At 56.5% G+C, this 20,782-nt stretch carries 22 protein-coding genes; 10 read left to right on the top strand and 12 right to left on the bottom strand.

What is annotated here, in order from left to right:
• Nucleotides 1-25 precede the first annotated feature (25 nt).
• Both RUA4292_RS13145 and RUA4292_RS13140 read left to right on the top strand, forming a co-directional pair.
• The gene (locus RUA4292_RS13145; RefSeq protein WP_058271604.1) at nt 26-283 is read left to right on the top strand and encodes an acyl carrier protein; all 258 of its coding nucleotides are present in this window, start codon (nt 26-28) and stop codon (nt 281-283) included.
• A gap of 9 nt (nt 284-292) precedes the next feature.
• Entirely contained in the window at nt 293-1,501 is a 1,209-nt protein-coding gene (locus RUA4292_RS13140; RefSeq protein WP_058277958.1) for a beta-ketoacyl-[acyl-carrier-protein] synthase family protein, read from the top strand.
• Between the two features lie 63 nt (nt 1,502-1,564).
• Here RUA4292_RS13140 and RUA4292_RS13135 read toward each other — a convergent pair whose 3' ends face one another.
• Entirely contained in the window at nt 1,565-2,173 is a 609-nt protein-coding gene (locus RUA4292_RS13135) for an invasion associated locus B family protein (RefSeq protein WP_058277957.1), read from the bottom strand.
• A gap of 433 nt (nt 2,174-2,606) precedes the next feature.
• On the opposite strand from RUA4292_RS13135, the gene RUA4292_RS13130 reads away from it, so the two are divergent.
• A complete protein-coding gene (locus tag RUA4292_RS13130; RefSeq protein WP_058277956.1) occupies nt 2,607-4,148 on the top strand; it encodes a helicase HerA-like domain-containing protein in 1,542 nt (513 codons plus the stop codon).
• Between the two features lie 41 nt (nt 4,149-4,189).
• On the opposite strand, the gene RUA4292_RS13125 is transcribed toward RUA4292_RS13130, so the two are convergent.
• The 9 genes from RUA4292_RS13125 to RUA4292_RS13085 form a co-directional block, all read right to left on the bottom strand.
• Nucleotides 4,190-4,441, bottom strand: a complete 252-nt coding sequence (locus tag RUA4292_RS13125; RefSeq protein WP_058277955.1) for a hypothetical protein — start codon at nt 4,439-4,441, stop codon at nt 4,190-4,192.
• 187 nt (nt 4,442-4,628) lie between these two features.
• Nucleotides 4,629-5,942 (bottom strand): branched-chain amino acid ABC transporter permease, encoded by a 1,314-nt coding sequence (locus RUA4292_RS13120; RefSeq protein ID WP_058277954.1) that lies wholly within the window; start codon nt 5,940-5,942, stop codon nt 4,629-4,631.
• On the bottom strand, nt 5,939-6,949 hold the full coding sequence (locus tag RUA4292_RS13115) for a branched-chain amino acid ABC transporter permease (protein ID WP_058277953.1): 1,011 nt from the start codon (nt 6,947-6,949) through the stop codon (nt 5,939-5,941). Before RUA4292_RS13115 ends, RUA4292_RS13120 begins: the two co-directional genes overlap by 4 nt.
• Nucleotides 6,950-7,065: 116 nt before the next feature.
• On the bottom strand, nt 7,066-7,419 hold the full coding sequence (locus tag RUA4292_RS13110) for a hypothetical protein (RefSeq protein WP_058271610.1): 354 nt from the start codon (nt 7,417-7,419) through the stop codon (nt 7,066-7,068).
• A gap of 222 nt (nt 7,420-7,641) precedes the next feature.
• Complete coding sequence (locus RUA4292_RS13105) at nt 7,642-7,965, bottom strand: hypothetical protein (protein WP_058277952.1); 324 nt, start codon at nt 7,963-7,965, stop codon at nt 7,642-7,644.
• A 215-nt stretch (nt 7,966-8,180) separates the two neighbouring features.
• The gene (locus RUA4292_RS13100) at nt 8,181-8,624 is read right to left on the bottom strand and encodes a hypothetical protein (RefSeq protein WP_058277951.1); all 444 of its coding nucleotides are present in this window, start codon (nt 8,622-8,624) and stop codon (nt 8,181-8,183) included.
• Nucleotides 8,617-9,459 carry an ABC transporter ATP-binding protein gene (locus tag RUA4292_RS13095; protein ID WP_082637092.1) on the bottom strand — a complete coding sequence of 281 codons (843 nt, stop codon included), beginning with the start codon at nt 9,457-9,459 and terminating at the stop codon, nt 8,617-8,619. Before RUA4292_RS13095 ends, RUA4292_RS13100 begins: the two co-directional genes overlap by 8 nt.
• On the bottom strand, nt 9,456-10,244 hold the full coding sequence (locus tag RUA4292_RS13090; RefSeq protein ID WP_058277950.1) for an ABC transporter ATP-binding protein: 789 nt from the start codon (nt 10,242-10,244) through the stop codon (nt 9,456-9,458). Before RUA4292_RS13090 ends, RUA4292_RS13095 begins: the two co-directional genes overlap by 4 nt.
• Nucleotides 10,245-10,374: 130 nt before the next feature.
• Nucleotides 10,375-11,556, bottom strand: a complete 1,182-nt coding sequence (locus tag RUA4292_RS13085; protein ID WP_058277949.1) for an ABC transporter substrate-binding protein — start codon at nt 11,554-11,556, stop codon at nt 10,375-10,377.
• Between the two features lie 153 nt (nt 11,557-11,709).
• On the opposite strand from RUA4292_RS13085, the gene RUA4292_RS13080 reads away from it, so the two are divergent.
• The gene (locus RUA4292_RS13080; protein WP_058277948.1) at nt 11,710-12,804 is read left to right on the top strand and encodes a PQQ-dependent sugar dehydrogenase; all 1,095 of its coding nucleotides are present in this window, start codon (nt 11,710-11,712) and stop codon (nt 12,802-12,804) included.
• 7 nt (nt 12,805-12,811) lie between these two features.
• On the opposite strand, the gene RUA4292_RS13075 is transcribed toward RUA4292_RS13080, so the two are convergent.
• On the bottom strand, nt 12,812-13,816 hold the full coding sequence (locus RUA4292_RS13075; RefSeq protein WP_058277947.1) for a GlxA family transcriptional regulator: 1,005 nt from the start codon (nt 13,814-13,816) through the stop codon (nt 12,812-12,814).
• 169 nt (nt 13,817-13,985) lie between these two features.
• On the opposite strand from RUA4292_RS13075, the gene RUA4292_RS13070 reads away from it, so the two are divergent.
• The gene (locus RUA4292_RS13070; RefSeq protein WP_058277946.1) at nt 13,986-15,356 is read left to right on the top strand and encodes a class II 3-deoxy-7-phosphoheptulonate synthase; all 1,371 of its coding nucleotides are present in this window, start codon (nt 13,986-13,988) and stop codon (nt 15,354-15,356) included.
• Between the two features lie 57 nt (nt 15,357-15,413).
• Here RUA4292_RS13070 and RUA4292_RS13065 read toward each other — a convergent pair whose 3' ends face one another.
• Nucleotides 15,414-16,085 (bottom strand): PAS domain-containing protein, encoded by a 672-nt coding sequence (locus tag RUA4292_RS13065; RefSeq protein ID WP_058278201.1) that lies wholly within the window; start codon nt 16,083-16,085, stop codon nt 15,414-15,416.
• Between the two features lie 245 nt (nt 16,086-16,330).
• Here RUA4292_RS13065 and RUA4292_RS13060 point away from each other — a divergent pair, with 245 nt between their 5' ends.
• The 5 genes from RUA4292_RS13060 (at nt 16,331) to RUA4292_RS13040 (ending at nt 20,715) form a co-directional block, all read left to right on the top strand.
• Entirely contained in the window at nt 16,331-17,221 is an 891-nt protein-coding gene (locus RUA4292_RS13060; RefSeq protein ID WP_058278200.1) for a YicC/YloC family endoribonuclease, read from the top strand.
• 16 nt (nt 17,222-17,237) lie between these two features.
• Nucleotides 17,238-17,879: a guanylate kinase gene (gene gmk / locus RUA4292_RS13055; protein WP_058277945.1), complete on the top strand. Its 642-nt coding sequence runs from the start codon at nt 17,238-17,240 to the stop codon at nt 17,877-17,879.
• Nucleotides 17,876-18,400, top strand: a complete 525-nt coding sequence (locus tag RUA4292_RS13050; RefSeq protein ID WP_058277944.1) for a gamma carbonic anhydrase family protein — start codon at nt 17,876-17,878, stop codon at nt 18,398-18,400. Before gmk ends, RUA4292_RS13050 begins: the two co-directional genes overlap by 4 nt.
• A 31-nt stretch (nt 18,401-18,431) precedes the next feature.
• Nucleotides 18,432-19,478 carry an ATP-binding protein gene (locus RUA4292_RS13045; RefSeq protein ID WP_058277943.1) on the top strand — a complete coding sequence of 349 codons (1,047 nt, stop codon included), beginning with the start codon at nt 18,432-18,434 and terminating at the stop codon, nt 19,476-19,478.
• 196 nt (nt 19,479-19,674) lie between these two features.
• Complete coding sequence (locus RUA4292_RS13040; protein ID WP_058277942.1) at nt 19,675-20,715, top strand: substrate-binding domain-containing protein; 1,041 nt, start codon at nt 19,675-19,677, stop codon at nt 20,713-20,715.
• The last annotated feature ends 67 nt before the right edge of the window (nt 20,716-20,782 follow it).

Below are 20,782 nucleotides of genomic sequence, written 5' to 3'. Positions count from 1 at the left end.
ACAACATGATAATTAGAGGATCGACATGAGCATCAGCGACCGCGTCATCGCAATCATTGCAGAGCAGGCCGTGCTGGAGCCGTCGGATGTGACACCCGAAAGCACGCTCGAAGATCTGGGTATCGACAGCCTTGGACTGGTCGAGAGCATTTTTGCCATCGAGGAAGAGTTCGATATCTCGATTCCGTTCAACGCAAACGAGCCGAGCGCCAGCGACTTTGACATCTCGAACGTCGCGGCCATCATTACCGGCATCCAAAAGCTGGTGTCGGAAAAGGTCTGACATAATCCTATGAAACGCGTCGTTATCACCGGGGCCGGTACAATCAATTCACTGGGCCATTCGGTGCCTGATACGTTAGAGGCTATGCGCGAAGGGCGCTGCGGTATCTCTGCGCTTGAATTTCGCGATGTTGAAAGACTGGCCATTCAAATCGGCGGTCAGGTCCGCGGGTTCGAGGCCGAGGGGCGGTTTAACCGCCAGCAAATGACCCTGTATGACCGGTTCACACAATTCACTCTGACAGCGGCCAAAGAAGCGATTGAACAATCCGGAATCGAATTCCACGGAGATATTGCCGCCCGCTCGGGCGTTGTGTTGGGAACCGCTGGCGGCGGCGTTTCGACCTGGGATGACAACTACCGTTCCGTTTATGAGGATGGCAAAAACCGGGTGCATCCGTTTGTCGTTCCCAAGCTGATGAACAATGCGGCGGCCAGTCACGTTTCGATGGAGCATAACCTTAAGGGTCCCAGCTTTACGGTGTCGACGGCCTGTGCCTCGTCCAACCACGCAATGGCGCTGGCGTTCCAGATGGTACGCAGCGGTGCTGCTCCAGCGATGCTGACCGGTGGGTCAGAGTCGATGTTGTGTTTTGGTGGTGTCAAAGCCTGGGAAGGGCTGCGTGTCATGTCCAAGGACGCCTGCCGCCCTTTCAGCGCGAATCGCAATGGCATGGTGCAAGGCGAAGGCGCAGGTGTCTTCGTGTTCGAAGAATACGAGCACGCCCGCACCCGTGGGGCTGATATCCTGTGTGAGGTCGTGGGTTTTGCGATGTCGTCAGATGCGTCGGACATAGTCATGCCCAGCAAACAGGGCGCTGCGCGTGCCATGTCGGGCGCGCTTGCGGATGCAGGGTTAAGCGCGGACAGTGTTGGATATATCAACGCGCATGGAACCGGCACCGCGGCCAATGATAAAACGGAATGCGCTGCCGTGGCCGGTGTCTTTGGTCCTCATGCGGACGAACTGATGATATCTTCGACCAAGTCGATGCACGGCCACCTTATCGGTGGCACCGGCGCGGTCGAACTGCTGGCCTGTATCATGGCACTGCGGGATGGGGTGATCGCTCCGACCATCGGCTATGAAGAGCCGGACCCCGAATGCGCGCTGGATGTCGTGCCAAACGAAGCCCGCGAGGCGAAAGTGGACGTAGCACTGAGTAACGCCTTTGCATTTGGCGGGCTGAATGCGGTAATTGCCTTAAAACGCATATAAATGCTGATTTCAAACAAAGACGCCGCCGGTAAAACCCGGCGGCGTTTTTAGCTTCGCGAAACCTCAGTTCTGCAGAACTTTCAGGCCTTCAAAACCTGCTGTAAAGCCTGACAGCGAAACTTCCAGTTGCAGCAGTTGGTTTGGTGCGAGAACTGACACAAGCGACAAGGTCGCTTTGGTTCCAACCTTCATTGCGTCCACGTCGCCTTCGGTAAAGCCCATCTGAGCGACACAGCCAACGGGGTTACAGTGGTGATAGTCGTAGCGCTTGCCCGGAGCACCATCGATCGAAAGCGCCAGCTGCGCCTGTAGCATCGTTTCTAGCGGGACAACCACAGTTGCTCCGGCAACCGCGGCCACGCCTTCGGGCAGTTTTTCCAGAGTGATTTCCGCGATCGGCTGGCCTTGCTCGCCAGTCAGGATCTGACGCATCGCGCAGGGATCTTCGTCGGCATCGGTCTTGATGCACAGGATCGCCCAGTCGCCTTTTTCTTCCTTGACGTATTGTTCGCCGTTACGCGGACCGGATTCACCCAGGTCCAGATCGTCGCCGATCTGAGTTTGCGAGGTCTGGGGTTGCTGTTCGGCTTCCTGCGTCGTTTCCTGAGCGTATGCGGCTCCGCACCACAAAGAAGCGGTCACCAGGCTGACTGAAAGGGTGTTCTTGATCATGATTGCCTCGGTCTTATGTTGGACTTTTTCACTCGTCTATCACCCTTGTCCAACACTGTCAGGGGCTAAGGTGGGTCATTTCAACATGTGAACGGTTTTTTGCCGGGTTTTCGGAAAGGTAACGCTACTACAGAAAAGAACGAAGGGAGCCGGTGGAGCGGCTCCCTTCTAATAATTTTCTCCCCGTCGGACTGGCCGACTTATTTATGCGCAGACGTTACGAAAGGCAGGGGCATTGGTCAACTGAAAACCTGAAATTTTAATCTAACGGCCATGATTTGTGAAAAAAACCGCGCCCGAAGGCGCAGTCAGTCGACAGGGAGGAAATATGCCGCCCCGTAACCTTAGCGACGTGGGCAGCAATTAGACTTTCGCAGTTAAAGGTTAACTTTGTATGCTGGCCGCAGATCGGTGGAAATAAGGCCTTACATTCATGGACCAAAACATATTCTTGGGCGGCGGTGGCAACGACTACAGCCAGCCACAGTCGCTGACGCTGAAGTATGCCAACCGTCACGGCATGATCGCGGGGGCGACGGGAACAGGTAAAACGGTGACACTGCAAATTCTGGCCGAGGGGTTTTCCCAAGCCGGTGTTCCGGTATTCCTGTCTGACGTCAAAGGGGACCTGTCCGGTCTGGCCAAGGCGGGGAGCGAAGGCCACAAGCTTCACCAGGCGTTTCAGGATCGCGCCCAGCGGATCGGCTTTGCCGACTATGCGTATGGCGCGTGCCCGGTTACGTTCTGGGATCTGTTCGGGCAACAGGGACATCCCGTTCGTACAACAGTAACCGAGATGGGACCTCTGCTGCTGTCGCGCCTGATGGATCTGAGCGAAGCACAAGAGGGCATTCTGAACATCGCGTTCCGGGTGGCAGACGAAGAGGGCTTACCGCTACTAGACCTCAAAGACCTTCAGTCCTTGTTGGTCTGGATTGGGGAAAATAGGGCTCAGTTGTCTTTGCGCTATGGCAATGTCTCAACTGCTTCGATCGGAGCCATTCAACGCCGCCTGCTGGTGCTGGAAAACCAGGGCGGCACCAAACTGTTTGGTGAACCCGCGCTGGAATTGGCCGATCTGATGCGCGTGGATGAAAACGGGCAGGGCGTCGTGAACATCCTTGCCGCTGACAAGTTAATGGGGTCACCGCGTCTGTATGCAACATTCCTGCTGTGGCTGCTGAGCGAGCTGTTTGAGGAACTGCCCGAAGTTGGCGACCCGGACAAACCCAAATTGGTGTTCTTCTTCGACGAGGCGCATTTGCTGTTCGATGATGCGCCCAAGGTTCTGGTGGACAAGGTCGAGCAGGTTGCACGCCTCATTCGCTCCAAAGGGGTGGGTGTTTACTTCATCTCGCAGAATCCGGCGGACGTTCCGGAAGACATTCTGGGACAACTTGGTAACCGGGTGCAGCATGCTTTGCGCGCATTCACGGCGCGGGATCGAAAAAACCTGCGGCTTGCGGCAGAAACCTATCGTGGAAACCCGGCTTTCGATACAGAAGAGGCGATCCGTGAAGTTGGTGTCGGTGAGGCCGTGACCTCGATGCTTCAGAAAAAAGGCGTGCCAGGGATCGTCGAACGCACTCTGATCCGCCCACCCGGATCGCAACTGGGACCAATCACCAAGGCCGAGCGGAAGGCGCTGATCGATGCCTCAGCGATGAACGTGAAATACGGGCAGTTAAAGGACCGGAAATCGGCTTTTGAAATCCTTCAGTCCCGCGCAGATTCAGCAGCGCAAGCTGCGGCCGAGGCCGAGGAACAGTTGGAAACCCAATCCACGGCCGAGCGTGAATTTGCGACAGCAAGACGCTATTCCGGTAGCCGGGTTGGGCGGTCATCCTCTCGCGTGATGCGCAAGAAAGACACGTTCGCAACCGCTATGAGCGAGGCCGTGATAAAGGAACTAAAAGGAACAACCGGACGCCGCATTGTGCGCGGCATTCTGGGCGGTTTGTTCAAAGCCAGATAAGGGTATTGCCGGGCAGGAACCTTCTGCCCGGCGCACGTATTTTACTTCAGGCGGCGCTGGCCTTCTTGTTTACAATAGGCGTCCGCTTCGGAGACCGACATTTTGGTGGCCGGGAAGTTGGTCGCCCGATCCCAGATCACACGGTCTGGACGATATAGTTGGCAAGTAACTTCACCCTTAGGTGTCTGCACCTTTACCGGGGCCGTTTCCAATTCTTCCGGCGACGGGATACATCCAGCCAGCATGGCGAACAGCGGGACGATAAGGGCTATTTTAGTGAAGGAAGTATTCATGTGCACTCTTTTTAAACTCGTAGGTTTCCCGAATGATCGCGGGCCAAGCATCAATTTAGCGTAAATACTGGCCAAAAAGAGGGCTGGATCAAGGCGGTACTGGGATTCGTCTAATCCGTATAACGTATAAAATCAAGAAACCGCACCAGACAGTTGGCGCGGTTTCAAGAATTGATGGATTGTGGCCTTACTTTTCCGGAATCAAACCCCTTGGGCTGAACCTGAGAACAATCAGCAGGATAAGGCCCATCGTGAACAGCCGCATATGCGCGGCGCTGTCGATCAAATGAGATTTCAGCGCGCTGCCATCCGGCATGCTGGATGTGATCAGGTTCATGAACCACAATCCCATCGGTTCGACCTGAACCCATAGGAACCAGATCAGGAATGCGCCCAGAACGGCACCGAAATTGTTGCCCGAACCGCCCACGATGACCATCACCCAGACAAGGAACGTAAACCGCAGCGGATTGTATGTGCCCGGCGTAAGTTGCCCGTCCAGAGTTGTCATCATCGCACCAGCGATGCCGCAGATGGCCGAGCCGAGCACGAAGATCTGCAGGTGGCGGCGGGTGACATCCTTGCCCATAGCCTCTGCCGCGACCTCATTGTCGCGGATGGCGCGCATCATGCGGCCCCACGGGCTTTTCAACGCCATTTGGGCCATCCACAGCAAAGCAAGCAGAACGATCATGAACAGCAGCGAATAGCCCAGTTTGACCGACAGCGTCGACGCGATGACGGGGTCCAACCCGAACCAATCGGCGCGCGCGACAAAGCTGGGATCGTTCTGCAGATCGACCTCGTAACCCACCACGGGGGAAGGGCGCGGGATGCCGTAGACGTTCTTGACACCCCGGGCCAACCAGTCTTCGTTCTTCATGATCGCAATGATGATCTCGGCAATGCCCAGCGTCGCGATCGCCAGATAGTCAGAGCGCAATCCAAGCGCCGTCTTTCCGATCAGCCACGCCGCACCAGCAGCCAGTAATCCGCCCGCAGGCCAGGCCACAAGGACCGGCAGGTTCAAACCGCCGAGGTTGCCGGCAACTGCGGGTTCGATTGCCTCGACCCCTGCAACGCTTGGATCGAATACCGCGCGGTAGACAAAGAACCCAACAAGGAGAATGGCAATAGTCGTCAAGGTTTGGGCACGTCCCCTGGGCATCCGAGTCGCCACCAGAACAGCCGCCACAACGGTTGCTGCCCCCAAAAGCAACGCCAGAATAATACCATAACCACCCGAGGACCATGCTCCGGGGGTCGGCGGGGTCGATACCAACACAACAGCCAGACCACCCAGTGCGACAAAGCCCATGACGCCGACGTTAAAGAGGCCGGCAAATCCCCATTGCAGGTTCACCCCAATCGCCAAGATGGCCGAGATCAACCCCATGTTCAGGATCAGGATTGCGGCGTTCCAGCTTTGTGTGAAACCGGTCAGCAGGATCAAACCGCCAACGACAATGAAAAGCAGCGTGTTTTTGACGGACTCGGTCATACCGCTTTCCCCTTAAACAGGCCGGTAGGCTTGAACAGAAGCACGATCAGCAGGATGGCAAAGCTGACGGCAAATTTGTAATCGGTGGACAGGAATTGCACCAATCCTGATGGCGCCAGGCTTTCAGGCGCGACGTAAGTCAGTACCTTTTTCCAGGCATAGGTAACGGTCACCTCGGAAAATGCGATAATGAACCCGCCCGCGATGGCGCCCAGCGGGTTGCCAAGACCGCCGACAATGGCCGAGGCGAAGATCGGCAGCAGAAGTTGGAAATAGACAAACGGTTTAAAGCTTTTATCCAACCCATAGAGAACACCAGCGGTGGTCGCCAATGCTGCCACGATAATCCAGGTGATCATCACAACGCGCTCGGGGTTAATACCTGAAAGCAGCGCCAGATCCTCGTTGTCGGAATAGGCCCGCATCGATTTGCCCGTGCGGGTCTTGTTGAGAAACCAGAACAGCAACGCCACCGCGACAACGGCAACTACCAGAGTGATGCCCTGAGAGGTCTTGATCGCAAGCCCCTCACGCAATCCGGTCATCGACTTAAAATCACGGGCGGATATGATAAATCGCGCACCGTCCGAGAACCTTTGATCATCCGGTCCGATGATAAAGCGAACAAGTCCGTTCATGATGAACATGACGCCCATAGAAACGATCACAAGGATCACCGGTTTGGCCCTTTGTTCTCGATAAAACCGATAGACCAGCCGGTCGGTTATCAGAACCAGAACGATGCAGCCCAAGATCGCGAAGGGCAGGGCCAACAGTGCGGTGGGTAGCGGTCCGAAACTCACTCCGACGGCTTGCAGGCCCCAGGTGACCAGCACGGCAATCATCGCGCCAAAGGCCATCGTGTCGCCATGGGCAAAATTCGAAAACCGCAGGATGCCGTAGATAAGCGTGACCCCCAGCGCCCCCAGAGCCAACTGGCTGCCGTAAGCAACCGCAGGCACGATCACAAAGTTCGAAAGCGCAACAAGCGCGTTTAGTAAGTCCATCATTTCTTCTCACTGTCCGGGTGCGGCTTTATGGCACGACGCTTATGTCAGACACAACAATTTGCGCTCCCTTTTTTGGGCTGAAAGGACCGGAATGTGAGAGAGTTATCGCTTTGTCAGCTTACGGGGTCATCGCAAATGCCACGGTCGTTTGCAGTGTGCTGCCCCTTGATGGACATGTCATAGTTTAGGTCGTCGAAATCGACTACAAAAGTGACCACGTCTTTGTCCATGATGTGGAGAAACGTCAGCGAGTTAACACCTGAGAGAATCTTGGCCTCACCCCGAATTGTGTCCGTTACGATGAAGCCGGTATCAGTCGCACCCGAACGGGCCAGAGTAACGCTACTACCATCGGTGTCCGAGACGCAGGTCACGACAAAATCAGCGCCGTCTAGCGGTCCGGAACCAGCTGCCAAACCAAATGAGGGGGCGAGAAGGGCAAGTGTCAGTGCAGTCAGATTTTTCATGGTGTCCCTTGGTGGTTTGCTCTGCCTTCCAGATTGGGGTTTCTGCTGGAATGCGGGTGGTTGAGAATGAAGAGCGAACGGAGATCCGCGACGCCCTCATCTGACCTAGACAATATCATTCGGAAAAAAAGAGGAGTGAGCATGTGCTCACATCCTCTTGATATTTCTTGAGATATTAACCTCGATAGCCCCGATTTGTTTCGGGGCTCTCTGAGAGAGCACTTAGACTTCTTTACATGTCCCGTGATCGGTGCCGGCATGTGGGCCTTTGACTGAAAGATCATAAGACATGTCGTCATAGTGGACGACAAAGGTCATGACATCTTCGCCTTCGATATAGACAAACGTCATGTTGCCAACGCCTTTAAGCACCATGGCGTCGCCGGAAATGTTCGCAGTTTCGATGTTGCCCTTATCTCCCTCCGGTGCCCTGTTGAGGCGCACTTCGCTGCCTTCGCGGTCTGAGACGCAGACAAAGTGGCGCTCTTCCGCCGTTGCCGCGGTTGCGAACAAGGTGGCGACGGCCACACACATCCATTTTTTCATTTATGGGTCCTGAATAGAGTTTTTCATTCAGAAGGTTCGCTTGATTTCACGGAACTAACTTTGGTTGACCGGGAAACCGTTTCCTTCACAAAGCCCGGCGCTAAACGCACAATGTGACGGGATTGCAGCCGACGCGTGAAAATCTTGGGATGGTAGGGGAATTTCGGGAATTAGGATAACGTTGGAGAGCGCCACAAAGGCGCTGAGGAATTCCCTTAAAACTCCTGCTCACATTTTCCGGAGAATGCACGTCTTGCCTTGCCGATTTTCGCATAATCGACATAGCGCATTGGCACCGTGAACAGTGTCACGGCCATTTCGCTGTCTGAGGTTTTCGTCACATACATGTTTATGTGTTTGTCGTCCTGTGTCCGAGATGCGGTCAGCAAGTCGTTTTTCGCGGTGGCGGTCCACTCTTGTCCATTTGATAAACGGATTTTCGAAGTGATTTCGCCTGCCCTTGCTATCTGATCCACAGAAAAGTCACCAAAATTGCTTTGAACAAGCTCTGGTGGAGTACCCAAAAGTTCGAGCGTGAGTTCAGCGCCCTCGCAGTCCTCCACATACGCGCAGGTTTCTTGCAAGGCGCAGGGAGTTGAAAGCGCTGTACTGCCAATTGCGGTAAACGCGAGCGTCGCCACGGCCTTCAACTCACCCACCCAAGAAACTCTTTCGCACCTCAGGATCGGCCAACAGTTCCTTGCCTGTACCGGTATAAGCATTTCGACCTTGAACCAGAACGTAACCCTTGTCGGCAATCTCCAGGGCCTGACGAGCATTCTGCTCCACCATCAGGATTGGCAAACCAGTGCGGGAAACCTCGATGATCCGGTCGAACAGCTCGTCCATCACGATGGGCGATACACCTGCGGTTGGTTCGTCCAGCATCAGCACCTTAGGCTGGGTCATCAGCGCGCGGCCGACGGCAACCTGCTGGCGTTGGCCGCCCGACAGCTCTCCAGCCGGCTGGTTGCGTTTGTCACGCAGGATGGGGAAGAGGTCATAGACCTGCTCCATCGTCTGACTGATGTCGTCGCGACGGATGAACGCGCCCATCTCAAGGTTTTCTTCAACCGTCATTGACGTGAAGATGTTGGAGGTTTGCGGCACAAACCCCATACCGCGGATTACGCGGTCCTGCGGGGTGAGGTTGGTGATATCTTCCCCATCCAGCCGGACAGAGCCCGCACGCACATCCAGCATCCCAAACACGGCCTTCATGGCGGTCGACTTTCCGGCACCGTTGGGTCCAACGATGACTGCGATCTCACCCTTGTCGACGGCGATGGTGCAATCGTGCAGGATGTCCGGCCCTTTGCCGTAACCGCCGGTCATGGTGTCGCCGATCAGAAAGGGACCGCCTTCAACCTTGGAAACGGGACCGCTTTTCGCATGCGCGGGCGTCATAGTGCCAACGCCGCGGGTATTGGTGATCGAGGCGTCTTTGTTGCCGTGATCGTCCTGATAGGGATTATCGCCTGCACCCGCAGTCATGTTTGGGCCTCCAGCTTGTCTTTGTTCTTGAGGCCGGTCCCCAGATAGGCTTCGATCACGTGCTCATTGGCCTTGATCTCGTCCAGTGTACCCTCAGCCAGAACCTTGCCCTCGGCCATACAGATGACCGGGTCACAGATCTTGCCGATAAAATCCATGTCGTGCTCGATGACGACGAAAGTATAGCCGCGTTCCTTGTTTAGACGCAGGATTGTGTCGGCGATGGTCATCAACAGGGTGCGGTTCACGCCTGCGCCGACCTCGTCCAGAAACACGATCTTGGCGTCGACCATCATGGTGCGGCCGAGTTCCAGCAGCTTCTTTTGCCCGCCAGAGACCTGACCCGCCTTGTGGTCGGCCAGATGTTCGATAGTCAGAAACTCAAGCACCTCATCGGCCTTGGCCTTCAGGGCTCGTTCTTCTTCGGCGATGCGCTTGCGACCAAACCAGGTGTTCCACAGGGATTCACCTGATTGCGTGCCGGGCACCATCATAAGATTCTCGCGGCAGGACATCGAAGAGAACTCGTGCGCGATCTGGAAGGTGCGCAGCAGACCCTTGTGAAACAAGTCATGCGGAGGCAGGCCGGTGATCTCTTCGCCGTCCATGAACACTCTGCCGCTTGTCGGAGGCAGAACGCCCGCGATCACGTTGAAAAGGGTGGTCTTTCCCGCCCCGTTCGGCCCGATCAGGCCTGTGATCGAACCTTTTTGGATTTCCAGCGACGCCCCATCCACCGCGTGAAACCCGCCGAAATGCTTGTGCACGTCCTCGACGACGATCATCTTTTCCCCTAGCCACCCTTGTCGGTGTTTCTGCTTCCTCGACCCCAAAAGGTGAGGTGCGGCCTTTTTTCATTGAAACAGCCCGGACACAAGGCCCGGGCTGCTTGATTTTATGACGTTTAAGACCGGTTCAACGGAAGTTGACGGTCTTGTTTTCGCCGTCGGTTACTTCGATCTCGCGATAAGACCCCGCGCTTTCACCGGGGCCGATCAGCTCAACACCCGACGCGCCGACATAGTCGATGTCCTGACCAGCGGCGAGAAGCTCCAGACCTTTGGCCAGTTCACCCGGATAGATCTTCTCACCCGGGGCGTTGGCGACATCCAAGATCTTGGCACCGTATTCAGCCGGGTTAGTGGAACCTGCCGCCTGCATGGCCAGCATGAACAGTGCGGCAGCGTCATAGGATTCAGGCGAATAGGGCGACGAACCGTCAAAGCCTGCGGCCTCGGCCATCGCAAAGTACTTTTCAGCACCTTCACCGCCCGAACCGGCGATCTGACCAAACGAGCCGTTCAGGTCGGGACCGACGTTGGAAGGCAGCGAGTCACCGATCATGCCGCCCGGCAGACCGAATGTTTCGAACGCACCGCTGTCCAGCGAGGACTGGATGATGCCCAGACCGCCCTGGTCCAGATAGCCTGCGACAACCAGAATATCGCCACCAGCCGATGCCAGAGCACCAACTTCAGCCGAGTAGTCAGCCTTGCCGTCTTCGTGCGCGGCAACGATGGTAACTTCACCACCGGCTGCTTCGAACGAGGATTGGATCGCGTCTGCCAGACCCTTGCCGTAGTCGTTGTTGGTGTAGGTCAGGGCGATCGAGTTGATGCCGCGATCCTTCAGGATGTCAGCCATCACTTCGCCTTCACGTGCATCCGACGGGGCGGTGCGGAAGAACAGACCATTGTCTTCCATGGTCGACAGACCCGGCGATGTCGCCGACGGCGAGATCATGACCATGCCGTTCGGGATCGCAACGTTTTGCAGGATCGCGCCGGTCACACCCGAGCAGTCGCCGCCGACAATACCGGCAACGCCGTCCGCGATCATACGTTCGCCGTTCGAGGTCGCCAGACCGTTGTCGATACAACCGGTGTCAGCGCGCGACGCGGTGACCTTTGAGCCGTCCAGCAGTTTGCCGGATTCGGTGACTTCGGCCATCGCCATTTCAGCGCCGGAACCCATTGCAGGTGCAAGCGATTCAATCGGGCCGGTAAAGCCGAAGAGGACGCCCAAAGTGACGTCTTCGGCCAGTGCCGGACCAGCCAGCAGAGCGGTTGCTGCGGTTGCAGTAAGCAGCTTTTTCATATGGTTACTCCCTTATTGGAACGTATTCGTTCTGGGCAAGACCCTAGGCAAGCTGTCTGGAAAAGAAAAGTCCTAACGCAAATGTGTTTTTGCCAACAACAAACCTATTTGTTTTGATGAGCTTGTCACATTTTACCAGAGTTGGAGATTCTCATGTTTAGGGCTGCCGCGATTCTGGTCCTGTCAATTTTTGCTGGCCCCATCACCGCCGTTACCCTTCAAACCTCTGCCGGGACGGTTCAGGTCACGGCGATGGTTACCGGGCTGGATGCTCCTTGGGCCATCGGGTTATTGCCCGGCGGCGGTACATTGGTGACCGAACGGGACGGCGAGCTTTTGTTTGTCTCGCAAGGCGAGGGCAAACGCATTGCTGGGGTGCCCAAGGTGGCTGCGAACGGGCAGGGAGGGTTGCTCGATATCACCGTGGCACGGGATTTTGCACAGTCTCGCGAGGTGTTCCTCACCTTCTCCAAACCGCAAAGTGGCGGGGCGGGAACAGCGGTGGCCGTGGCGCGCCTGTCGGAAAACGGGGGCCGTTTGGACAACGTGCGGATCATTTTCGAAGCGGTACCCGGAGGTTCGACCGGCCGACACTTTGGTTCGCGTGTGGTCGAGGCACAGGACGGAACGCTGTTCGTGACAATAGGCGATCGCGGAGACCGTCCGTCAGCGCAGGACAGGTCAAACCACATGGGGACCGTCATTCGTATCAATCGGGATGGTTCGGTACCTGCTGACAACCCTTTTGTCGGGCAAGCCGGTATTCGACCTGAGATTTGGTCATTTGGTCATCGCAACCCGCAGGGCGCTGGGTTGGACAGGCAAGGACGCTTGTGGATTTCAGAGCATGGTGCGCGGGGCGGGGATGAAGTGAACCTGATCCAACCGGGGCGGAATTACGGCTGGCCGGTGATATCCTATGGCGTCCATTATTCGGGGCAGAAGATCGGTGAGGGCACTTCGAAACCCGGTATGGAACAGCCTGAATACTACTGGGATCCGTCCATCGCACCGTCCGGTTTGCTGGTCTATTCCGGCAAGCTATGGCCAGAGTGGCGGGGCGATATCTTTGTCGGGTCGCTTAAGTCTGACTACATCTCGCGCCTTGAAGGAACACCGCTGCGCGAGGTCGAACAGATCAAAGGGCCGGAAACCGAGCGCGTTCGCGACATTGTCGAAGCCCCGGATGGCGCGATCTGGTTCATTTCGGTGGGACAGGGAGCCATCTATCGCATGACCCCCAAATAGGCGCGGATCAGACCGAAAGCCGCCCGCTTTGAGCACCACGCTCACGGTAAGGCGTGGTGTTATAATGCGCCCGGTAGCATTTTGAGAAATGGCTGGGTGAGGCAAACCCGCAAGCCAAAGCCACGTTGATCACGCTCATGTCCGTCTGCATCAGCAGATTGCGGGCTTTATGCAGGCGCAACTCCATATAGTATCGCTTGGGCGAGCGGCTGAGGTAGCGCCGGAACAGGCGTTCCAGCTGGCGCGTGGACATGCCGACATCCTTGGCCAAAATCGAGGGTGAGATCGGCTCTTCGATGTTCTTTTCCATCATCAGGATGACCTGGCTTAGCTTGGGGTGGCGTACACCAATCCGGGTCGGGGTCGACAGGCGCTGTGTGTCCTGATCGGTGCGGATCGAGGAATAGATCATCTGATCCGCTACGGCATTCGCCAGATCCTCACCATAATCATCGGCAATGATCTTGAGCATCAGGTCGATTGAGGACGTGCCGCCCGCGGTCGTCATCCGGTTACCATCGATCTGGAAAACCGATTTGGTCAGCTCAACTTCGTCGAACTCTTCGATAAAACTGTCAGAATTCTCCCAGTGGATTGTGGCGCGTTTGCCGTCCAGCAATCCGGCCTTGGCCAACGTAAAGGCTGCTGTACACAGACCGCCGATGCGCAATCCGCGCCGCGCTTCGCGGCGGACCCAGTTCAGCACTTTCTTTGTTGTCGCCAGTTGCACGTCGACGCCGCCGCAGATCAGGACCACGTCATCGCGTTGCAGTTCGACCAAGTCGGTTTCAACGTTAAAGGTAGTCCCGGCAGAACAGCTGACCGTATCACCACCTTCACCAGCAAGGGTCCACGTGTAGAGTTCTTTGTCTACCATGCGGTTGGCAATCCGCAGGCTGTCCAGCGCCGAGGCAAAAGACAGCAGGGAAAACTTGTCCAAAAGGACAAACACGAAATGCCGAGGATTGGCCTCAGCGCCTTCCACTGTGACAACTTGGCGTTGCTCTTGCATGGCTTGGTGTCCTTGATTCGGCGCGTTGTTACGTCGCGTCCGGCGTCGTTGTTGCCAGCCACCATGATCAAAGCTTGTTTCCCCCGTCAAGAGGCGCAAATCGTATATGGTCACTCTTCAATGCATTTTGTATAGAGACGACCTGACTACTTCAGCGGAGATCAAAGCTATGACCGAATGGCAAAAAACGAACTGGCGCAACAAGCCCCGGGTTCAGATGCCAGACTATATCGATGCGGCCGCGCTGGCCAAAGTCGAGGCTCAGCTTTCTCAGTATCCCCCGCTGGTCTTTGCTGGCGAAGCACGGCGTCTCAAGCAACATCTGGGTGCCGCCGGTCGCGGCGAGGCTTTCCTGTTACAGGGCGGGGATTGTGCTGAAAGCTTTGAACAATTCAGCGCGGATGCAATTCGTGACACCTTCAAGGTGATGCTGCAGATGGCGATGGTGCTGACCTATGGTGCAAAGGTGCCGGTGGTCAAAGTGGGCCGCATGGCGGGCCAGTTTGCCAAGCCGCGCAGTGCGCCGACCGAGGTTTTGGACGGTGTTGAGTTGCCTAGCTACCGCGGTGACATCATCAACGAGCTGGCTTTCACGCCCGAAGCCCGCATCCCGAATCCCAGCAAGATGCTGCAGGCCTACACTCAGGCTGCCGCAACCTTGAACCTGTTGCGTGCATTCTCGACCGGCGGATTCGCCGATATGAGCATGGTGCATTCGTGGACATTGGGCTTCACGGATGAACAGGATGTTCAGAAATACTCGGAAATTGCAGACCGTATTCAAGACACGATCGACTTCATGGATGCCGCCGGAATCACAGCGGACACTACGCATGAGTTCTCAACCGTGGAGTTTTACACCAGCCACGAAAGCTTGCTGCTGGAATACGAAGAGGCTCTGACCCGTCTCGATTCGACTTCTGGCAACTGGTTGGCTGGGTCCGGTCACATGATCTGGATTGGCGACCGTACGCGTCAGCCAGACGGTGCGCATGTCGAATTCTGCAGCGGTGTATTGAACCCGATTGGTCTGAAATGTGGCCCGACCACGACAGCCGAGGACCTCAAGGTTCTGATGGCCAAGCTGAATCCGGAAAACGAAGAGGGTCGCCTGACCCTGATCGCACGGTTTGGCGCAGGCAAGGCAGGTGAACACCTGCCGCGTCTGGTCAAGGCGGTTAAGGAAGAGGGCGCCATGGTGACCTGGGTCTGCGACCCAATGCATGGCAACACGATCAAATCGGCAACCGGGTACAAAACCCGTCCGTTCGACTCGGTCCTGCGCGAAGTGCGCGACTTCTTTGGCGTTCATCAGGCCGAGGGTACGGTTCCCGGCGGTGTGCATTTCGAGATGACCGGTTTGGACGTCACCGAATGCACCGGGGGTGTGCGCGCGGTGACCGAAGAGGACCTGTCGGACCGCTACCACACAGCGTGCGACCCACGCTTGAACGCGTCGCAGTCCTTGGAACTGGCATTCCTGGTTGCAGAAGAATTGACCAACTTGCGCCGCGACCGCAAAAAGCGCGCCGCCGGTTAAGGTTATCAAAAATCAACGAAAAGGCGGGCTGCAAAGGCCCGCCTTTTTTGCTTGTGATTAGTCATCGCGCGACACAACCAGCCTCAAATGTGAACCGGGACGGTCAAATTTTTGCTGATCTTCGGCGAAGCCAGTCTCGACCGTTTGCGACGGTTTGGGAACCTGCACATGCGACACCGGGCGCAAGTTGGTTTCTGAGATTGTGAACCGACGGGGTGTTGCACCGATTGCGCCGTCGCTGACCAATACGCCCAGAATGCGGCTGACATCACCCAGATCACTTTTCAGCGGCAACAGAAGCATGCGGGCCTGCGATTGCACACGCCCCAATCGACCTGATGAGTCCAGGGTCAGATTGGCGATTGCTGGCTGTGCGAATACCTGTTCCGACACGGTTTTGATCTGGTCCCGCGCGTCGGGCTCAAAGAAAGAGGTCAGCGGCATACCTCGCACTTCCTTCCCGGCCAACTGGTTCAAATGCCTCCCGGCCAGACGGAACCGGGTAAGTCCGGGGGCGATGCGTTCCAGAACGAAAGTGTATTCCAAAATGTTCTCAAGCCCGCGGGGGTCGATTTGCGACCGCATGGGAACACCGTCACCTGTCAAAAGTGCCGTCCAATACGCCTCGGCCTGCCGGTTGGGCGAAAGGCTGCGCCCGCTGTCAAAACGATCCATAGCGACGATCTTTCCAAAACTTGACCCGAAACCGTTCCCGAAAAAGGTTTTCATCATTATCACCCTGGCGCCTATCGACCGTCATTTTCCTAAAATGCGAAATACTGGGGACCTCTATCCGAGACCGGTGTTCGCAGGTGTAAGACTGACGCAGGTTGATTCAATTTTGGAGTAAATCTTTAACGAATGGTTAACGACTGGCGGACAAAGGCAGAGTCAGCAAACTCTTGCCCTGTAAGCGCAGTTCGCATTAGGTGCGCCCAGCAAACTGAAAACAGGCAGCTATGGAAAGGGCAGGCATGATTAAATCCATGACGGGTTTCGCCTCGGGCAAAGGGGCGTTTGGGCCGCATAGCTGGACGTGGGAGTTGCGCAGCGTGAACGGCAAGGGGCTGGACATGCGTCTGCGCGTGCCGGACTGGTTGACCGGGCTTGAGGCCGCGTTGCGCGCCGCCATGTCGAAACAACTCAGCCGGGGCAATGTGACATTGTCTTTGCGCCTCAGCCGAGATGAGACGCAGGCGGACCTGGTCCTGAACGAGACTGCCATGGGTGCCGTTCTTGAGGCTGTGGCGCGAACGCAGGAAATGGCCATTGCGCGGGACGTGACCCTTAGGCCCTCGACGGCCGCTGATCTGATCTCGCTCAAGGGTATGTTGGATGCGGGCAGTGATGGGGATGACCCGGGCCCATTGGTTGGCCAACTGACGACAGAGTTCACTGGCCTATTGGGCGAATTCATAGAAATGCGCCAGTCTGAGGGGCGGGTGCTGGCGACTGTTCTCGAAGATCAACTAGGCCAGGTGGCTTCATTGACGGTCCAGGCGGCAGAGCTGGCAGAGCAGCGCAAGGACAAGATGGCCGAGGCGCTGCGGGATAATTTGGCGCGGGTAATGGACAACGCGCAGGGGGCTGATCCGGACCGCGTTGCACAGGAACTGGCGCTAATCACCGTCAAGGCGGACATCACCGAAGAGATTGATCGCCTGAAAGCGCATGTCGTGGCAGCCCGCGATCTGCTGGCGGAGGACGCGGCGGTCGGGCGCAAGCTGGATTTCCTGATGCAGGAGTTCAACCGCGAGGCCAATACTCTGTGCTCAAAGGCGCAAAGCGCCGATCTGACAGCAGTAGGGCTTGAGTTGAAGGCCGTAATAGATCAGATGCGCGAGCAAGTGCAGAACGTAGAATAACCACAGGAGCGCCCAAATGGCGGATCGACGCGGCCTATTAATTATTCTGTCCTCGCCTTCGGGGGCCGGTAAATCGACCCTGGCGAAACGGCTGATGCAGTGGGATTCTGAGCTGGAGTTTTCGGTCTCGGCCACCACCCGCGCGCCACGTTCGGGGGAACATGAAGGGCGCGAGTATTACTTCCTGAGTGAGGATGCGTTCCGGCAGCAGGTGTCTGAGGGGCAAATGCTGGAACATGCGCACGTGTTCGGCAATTTCTACGGCTCACCTGCGGGTCCGGTACGCGAGTCCATTAACAGTGGGAAAGACGTTCTGTTTGACGTGGACTGGCAGGGCGAGGTGCAAATCCGTAATTCGGACCTGGGCAAACACGCTTTGTCGATCTTTATCCTTCCGCCGTCGATCCCTGAGCTGCGCCGCAGGTTGGAAAGCCGCGGTCAGGACAGTGAAGACGTGATCGCAAAACGAATGCTGAAAAGCTGGGATGAGATCAGCCACTGGGGCTATTATGACTATGTTCTGATCAATGACGATCTGGATGCCACCGAGGAGAAGCTAAAAACCATCGTCAGCGCCGAACGCATGCGCCGCATCCAGCAGCCCAGCCTACAGAACCATGTCCGCACGCTGCAAAACGAATTTGAGGGCTTGGCATGACCATTTACGCTTTGGGTGACCACGTGCCGCAAATCCATGAAGACACATGGGTTGCGCCGGATGCCAACCTGATTGGGAAAGTCGTTCTGGAGCAGGGTGCCTCGGTCTGGTTCGGCTGCACCATCCGCGCCGACCACGAAGAGATCCGCGTGGGCGAGGGCAGCAACGTCCAGGAAAACTGCGTCATGCATATCGACGCCGGGTATCCGCTGACCATTGGTAAGAATTGCACCATCGGACACAAGGTCATGCTGCATGGCTGCACGATCGGGGAAAACACGCTGATCGGGATGGGGGCGATTGTCCTGAATGGGGCTAAGATCGGGAAAAACTGCCTGATCGGTGCCGGCGCCCTGATTACGGAAGGCAAGGAAATACCCGATAACTCTCTGGTCATGGGGTCACCGGGCAAAGTTGTGCGGGAACTGGATGCGGCGGCAGCGCAAAAAATCACCTTCAGTGCGCTGCATTATCAGCAGAATATGCGCGCGTTTCGCAAAACTTTGAAACCTGTGTCCTAGGTTGATTCCAAACGCATCAAGAGTGACGGAAATGCCAAACGACCTGCTTGCTGAAATTGTGTCAGCCATTCCGATGCCCACGCTTATGGTTGATCAGACCGAGCGCATCATAGCGGCCAACACCGAAGCCAGAACTATGCTGGGTCAGAACATCGAAGGCCGTCATTTCGCAACGATCCTTCGGCAGCCACAAGTTATCGACGCGATAGAGCAGAGCCTGCGCAGCAAGGGCTCGTCCAAAACGCGCCATTTGTCCAATGATGGTGCCCAGGACACCACTTTCGAAGTGCAATGCCGTTACATGAATGGTGTGGGCGCGGTGGAGGGCGGGGCCGTGATGGTCGTTTTCCAGGACGTCACGCATCTGGAACAGGCCGGACAAATGAGACGTGACTTCGTGGCAAATGTCAGCCACGAATTGCGCACGCCTCTGACTGCTCTGATGGGCTTTATAGAAACATTGCGCGGTCCAGCGCGAGACGATGCAGCCGCCCGTGAACGGTTTCTGCAGATCATGACCGACGAAGCCAATCGGATGAACCGGTTGGTCGGGGATCTGCTATCCCTGAACCGGGTCGAGAGCGAAGAGCGGGTTCGCCCCAAAGAGCAGCTAGATCTGACGGGTTTGTTGCAATCAACGCTTACAACGCTTCGTCCCCTGGCCGAGGCTGCAAATGTGGACCTGACACTGGATACGTCTTCGGGACCTATCTCGGTGACCGGAGACAGCGACCAACTGCGCCAAGTGTTTACGAACCTCGTTGAGAACGCCATCAAATATGGTGGGAGTGGCGGTAGTGTTGATGTGCGCATTCAGGCATCCGACCGCGACACCGCCATGCGCGGTCCTGCGGTTCGGGTACAGATCGCAGACAAAGGCCCAGGCATTGATGCCGTACATCTGCCGCGCCTGACCGAGCGATTCTATCGCGCCGATAGTCACAGGTCCCGCGAATTGGGCGGTACAGGGTTGGGTCTGGCGATTGTAAAGCACATCGTCAACCGCCATAGGGGCCGGTTGCGTGTCGAAAGCACCTTGGGCAAAGGTTCTGTATTTACAGTGATTTTGCCACGCTGATCTCGGACTTCCAGCGCGGGTCCATTTCGAACGCGAACGGTGTTCCGCGGGGTCAAGTTAAGAAAACGTAAGAAAATCGTTACGTGTCATAAAACCGTTACGAACTTGTCACAAAAGGCTTACCGACGCCTCTTAGGGGTTCGCCCCAAGATCATCATGGGGGTGATCAGAATTTACCTTTCTCAAGGAGACTGTAATGTCCTTTGTTAAACTGTCGGCTTCGGCTCTCACCATCGCTGCTGTATCGGCCACCACGGCCGCCGCTCGTGATCAGGTTCAGGTTGCAGGGTCGTCGACCGTTCTGCCTTATGCCTCGATCGTGGCTGAAGCCTTCGGTGAAAACTTTGACTTCCCGACGCCAGTTGTTGAATCGGGTGGTTCCTCGGCGGGCCTGAAGCGTTTCTGTGAAGGTGTTGGCGAAAACACCATCGACGTTGCAAACGCCTCGCGCGCGATCCGTGAAAAAGAAATCAAAGCCTGTGCCGAAAACGGCGTGACCGACATCATCGAAGTTCAGATCGGTTATGACGGCATCGTTTTCGCATCCGACATCAACGGCAACTCGTTCGAGTTCACGCCGGAAGACTGGTACAAAGCGCTGGCCGCGAAAATCGTTGTAGACGGTGAAGTTGTCGACAACCCGAATAAAACCTGGGCCGACGTGAACCCGGATTTCCCGGCGCAACCGATCGCAACCTTCATTCCAGGCACCAAGCACGGCACACGTGAAGTGTTTGAAGACAAGGTGATCCTGGCAGGTTGTGAGCACCTCGGCGATTTCGAAGTGTTCAAGGCAGCTGCCGGCGACGACAAGAAAGCAGCTGAAAAGCAGTGCATCGCCATCCGCACCGATGGCGTTTCGGTCGACATCGACGGTGACTACACCGAAACTCTGGCCCGTATCGACAGCAACAAAGACGGCATCGGCGTCTTTGGTCTGGCGTTCTACGAGAACAACACGGACAAGCTGCAAGTCGCAACCATGTCCGACATTGTTCCTTCGACTGAGTCGATCGCAACCGGCGAATACCCGGTTTCGCGCCCGCTGTTCTTCTACGTGAAGAAAGCCCATATCGGCGTGATCCCCGGCCTGAAAGAATACGCTGAGTTCTTCGTCGCTGACGAGATCGCAGGTCCCGACGGCCCGCTGGCAGAATACGGCCTGGTATCCGATCCTGAGCTGGTCAAGGTACAGGAAGCTGTTGCCAACGAAACCGTTCTGGGCGGCGGTTCCTAATCACACATACGAACGGAACCGGGGCGATTTTTCGCGCCCCGGTTCTTTTTGACTCCATCTCTGCCAT

Source organism: Ruegeria atlantica (assembly GCF_001458195.1).
In the GTDB taxonomy this organism is placed as follows: Bacteria; Pseudomonadota; Alphaproteobacteria; order Rhodobacterales; family Rhodobacteraceae; genus Ruegeria; species Ruegeria atlantica.
The sequence above is the reverse complement of the archived record's forward strand: the minus strand, read 5'-3'. Positions and strand labels throughout refer to the sequence as shown.